The 3806-nt window shown below is 70.8% G+C and carries 4 protein-coding genes; all 4 read left to right on the forward strand.

Annotated features, from left to right (window positions below):
- Window positions 1–108 precede the first annotated feature (108 nt).
- Window positions 109–783, forward strand: a complete 675-nt coding sequence (locus tag QCD68_RS16940; protein ID WP_301223864.1) for an HAD family hydrolase — start codon at window positions 109–111, stop codon at window positions 781–783.
- Between the two features lie 85 nt (window positions 784–868).
- Window positions 869–1351, forward strand: a complete 483-nt coding sequence (locus tag QCD68_RS16945; protein WP_253466549.1) for a GNAT family N-acetyltransferase — start codon at window positions 869–871, stop codon at window positions 1349–1351.
- Window positions 1352–1419: 68 nt separating this feature from the next.
- Entirely contained in the window at window positions 1420–2043 is a 624-nt protein-coding gene (locus tag QCD68_RS16950) for a TetR/AcrR family transcriptional regulator (RefSeq protein ID WP_204609947.1), read from the forward strand.
- Entirely contained in the window at window positions 2040–3752 is a 1713-nt protein-coding gene (locus tag QCD68_RS16955; protein ID WP_111076351.1) for an MDR family MFS transporter, read from the forward strand. Before QCD68_RS16950 ends, QCD68_RS16955 begins: the two co-directional genes overlap by 4 nt.
- The last annotated feature ends 54 nt before the right edge of the window (window positions 3753–3806 follow it).

Consider the following 3806-nt stretch of genomic DNA (forward strand, 5'->3'; position numbering starts at 1 on the left):
GGCCCGGGACCAGCTGGTCCCGGGCCTCCCGTCCGTCTCGTGCACCGTCCACCGCGCCCTCCGGCACACCTGAGGCGCCGGTCGTCGCCCTTGGAGCAGGGTGGAGCCATGTCCGACACCCCCACCACCGCCGTCCTGTTCGACATCGACGGCACCCTGGCCGACTCGAACTACGCCCACATCGACGCCTGGTGGCGGGCTTTCCGCGCGGCGGGGGAGTCCGTCGACGCCTGGCGCATCCACCGGGCGATCGGCATGGACTCGTCGAAGCTGCTCGAGTCGCTGCTGCCGGACGCCTCCGAGGAGACCCGGGACACCGCGAAGCAGTTCCACACCGCCTTCTACTCCGAGCACATGCCGCAGCTGCGCCTGCTGCCCGGTGCGCGGGACCTGCTCGAGGCGGTCGCCGGCCTCGGGCACGCCGTGGTGCTCGCGACCAGTGCCCCGCAGAACGAGCTCGACCGGCTGCTCGAACTCCTCGACGCCGAGCAGTGGATCGCCGCCGTCACGAGCAGCGAGGACGTCGAGCAGGCGAAGCCGGACCCCGGGATCATCGAGGTCGCGCTGCAGAAGGCCGGCGTCGACGCGGACCACGCCGTCATGGTCGGCGACGCGATGTGGGACGTCGAGTCGGCGGAGCGCGTCGGCGTGACGTGCATCGGCGTGATGACCGGCGGGATCGGCGGCGACGAGCTGCGCGGTGCCGGTGCCGCGGCCGTGTACGACGACGCGGCGGCGCTGCTCGAGGACCTCGACGGCAGCCCGATCGGTCCGCTCGGCTGACGCTGCCCGTCCCACGGCGCCGCGTCGGCCGGAGCGCGCACCGGCGTGTGGGCGCCGTCGTCGGTCCGTGTCAGGATGGACGACCGTGATCACCATCGAGCGCGTGCCCTGGGAAGACCCGCGCGGAGTCGCACTCCGCGCGACCATGGACGAGGAGATGCACGAGCGTTACGGCGACGGGAACCCCGGTGAAGCCCCCGAGGTCTCGGCCGAGCGCAGCCGCGTGCTGTCCGTCGACCCGAGTACCGTCGTGACGTCCCTGCTCGCCGTCGACGAGGACGGGACGGTCCTCGGCCACATCGCCGTCCGACGGCTCGGGGACGAGATCGAGCTGAAGCGCCTCATCGTCCTGGCCGCCGCCCGGGGCAAGGGCGCCGCCACCGCGCTCCTGGACGAGTGCGCCCGGGTCGGCCGCGAGCAGGGTGCCAGCCGTCTGATCCTGCAGACCGGTGACAAGCAGCCCGAGGCCGTGGCACTGTACGAGAAGACCGGGTGGGACCGCATCGACGTGTACGAGCCGTACGCCGAGACGATGCCGTGGTCGTACTGCTTCGCGAAGGGGATCTGACCCAGACATCACTGGGAGTTCACCACTGGTGAATTGCACTCTTGCAGAAGGAGTGCAAGTATCAGCCGGTGACCACCGCTGAACGCACCCGTGCCCTCCGGCGCAGCATGGTGTCCGAAGCGCGCCGCGCGGTCGTCGACGGCGGGCTGCAGGGCTTCACCATCGAGCAGCTCTGCGAGCGCGTCGGCGTCTCCCGCCGCACCTTCTTCAACCACTTCGCGTCGAAGGAGGACGTGGTCCTCGGCATCGAGCTCAACGCCGACACCGCACTGCTCGCCGCGTACGCCGAGGGCACCGTCGTCCCGACGACCCTGGCTCCGCTGCCGTCCGTCATCGCGCTCATCATCGAGCAGCTGCACGTCGCCGGCATCGACCGCGCCGACGAAGCCCTGGTGCGCCACGTCTTCGAGCGCGAGCCGGCGCTGACCGCCCGGTTCCTGTCCGCCACGGACACGCAGATCAAGAAGGTCGCCGACGCCGTCCGCCAGCGCTTCGCCTGGCACGACCCGGCCGACCCGCGCGCCCGCCTGGTGGCCGAGGCCGCCGTCGGCGTGATCCGGGTCAGCGCCGGCACCTACTTCGCCGACGACTTCGACGAGGCGTCCGGACCCCGGTTCGACGAGCTCCTCGACACCAACCTCCGTCTCATGACGGAAGCCATCACCATCCCCGCCCAGGAAGGCACCTCATGAGCGCATCCGCGCCGAGCACCACCCGCCGGGGTCGCCAGCAGGCCGACGGGCCGCTGCTCCTGACCCAGCGCCGCATCTGGATCATCTTCTCGGCGCTCATCGCCGGGATGCTGCTGTCCAGCCTCGACCAGACCATCGTCTCGACCGCCATGCCCACGATCGTCGGCGAACTCGGCGGCGTCGCGCACCAGGCGTGGATCACGACCGGGTACCTGCTCGCGTCGACGATCGTGATGCCGATCTACGGCAAGTTCGGTGACGTCATCGGTCGCCGCAACCTGTTCCTCGTCGCCATCGCCCTGTTCACGCTGGCGTCCCTCGGCTGCGCGCTGTCGACCGACTTCTGGCAGTTCGTGGTCTTCCGCGCCCTGCAGGGCCTGGGCGGCGGCGGGCTCATGATCCTGTCGCAGGCGATCATCGCCGACATCGTCCCGGCCTCGCAGCGCGGCAAGTACCTCGGCCCGCTCGGTGCGATCTTCGGCCTGTCCGCGGTCGGTGGCCCGCTGCTCGGCGGGTTCTTCGTCGACCACATGACCTGGAACTGGGCGTTCTGGATCAACATCCCGGTCGGCATCGCGGCCTTCGCCGTCGCGTGGTTCGCCCTGACCCTGCCGAGCAAGAAGGCGACGAAGCGGATCGACGTGCTGGGTGTCGCCCTGCTGTCCGCCACCACCGCGTGCCTGGTGTTCTTCACCGAGTTCGGCGGCAACCGCCAGCACGGCTGGGGTGCGCCGGAGACGTGGGCGTGGGGTGCCGGCTTCCTCGTCGCGGCCGCGTCGTTCGTGCTCGTCGAGTCGCGGGCGCAGGACCCGATCATCCCGCTGTCGTTCTTCCGCAACCGCACGTTCGTCATCGCGACGGCGATCGGCTTCGTGCTCGGTCTCGGCATGTTCGCAGCGATCGGCTTCGTGCCGACGTTCCTGCAGATGGCCTCGGGCACGTCCGCCGCGGTCTCCGGGCTGCTGATGCTGCCGATGATGGTCGGCCTGATCGGCACCTCGATCCTGTCCGGCACGCTCATCACGAAGACCGGCCGGTACCGCGCGTTCCCGATCATCGGCACGATCGTGGTCGGGATCGCGATGCTCGGGATGACCTCCCTGGCCGCGAGCACCCCGATCTGGCTGATCTGCGTCTACCTGTTCGTCTTCGGCGCCGGCCTCGGCCTGATCATGCAGGTCGTGGTCCTGGTCGCGCAGAACGCCGTGCCGCCCGAGCAGGTCGGTACCGCCACCTCGACGAACAACTACTTCCGCGAGGTCGGCGCCTCCCTCGGCGTCGCCGTCTTCGGAGCGCTCTTCACCTCACGCCTGACCGATGCGCTGACCGACGTCTTCCGCGGTGCCGGGGGCAGCGCGACCGACGCGGCCAGTGCCAGCTCGAGCATCGACCCGACCTCGCTGTCGAAGCTGCCGCAGGCGGTGCAGGACGGCATCGTGAACGCGTACGCCGACTCGCTGTCGCCGGTGTTCTGGTACCTGCTGCCGTTCATCGCCGCCGCGCTCGTGCTCGCGCTCTTCATCCCGCAGATGCAGCTGGCGGACGTCGCCGGCATGGTCGCCCGTGGTGAGGCCGTCGGTGGCGACGAGGCCGACGCGCTCGAGCGGGCGCGACGGGACGGGACCGCGCCGGCCGCCGCGTCGGCGGACGCACCCGAGCCGGTGGGCTCGCCGACGGGGTCGGTGTCGACCACCCGGCACGACGAGTAGTCGCGACCAGGTGACGGACGGGAGGCGCGGTGCCAGCGGGTGCCGCGCCTCCCG

Origin of the sequence: Curtobacterium sp. PsM8 (assembly GCF_030433875.1) — a bacterium.
Lineage (GTDB): Bacteria > Actinomycetota > Actinomycetes > Actinomycetales > Microbacteriaceae > Curtobacterium.

What these genes read in the sequence shown, in the direction of transcription:
- QCD68_RS16955 (WP_111076351.1), top strand. Translation starts at nt 2,040, where the DNA reads ATGAGCGCATCCGCGCCGAGCACCACCCGCCGGGGTCGCCAGCAGGCC.
- QCD68_RS16940 (WP_301223864.1), top strand. Translation starts at nt 109, where the DNA reads ATGTCCGACACCCCCACCACCGCCGTCCTGTTCGACATCGACGGCACC.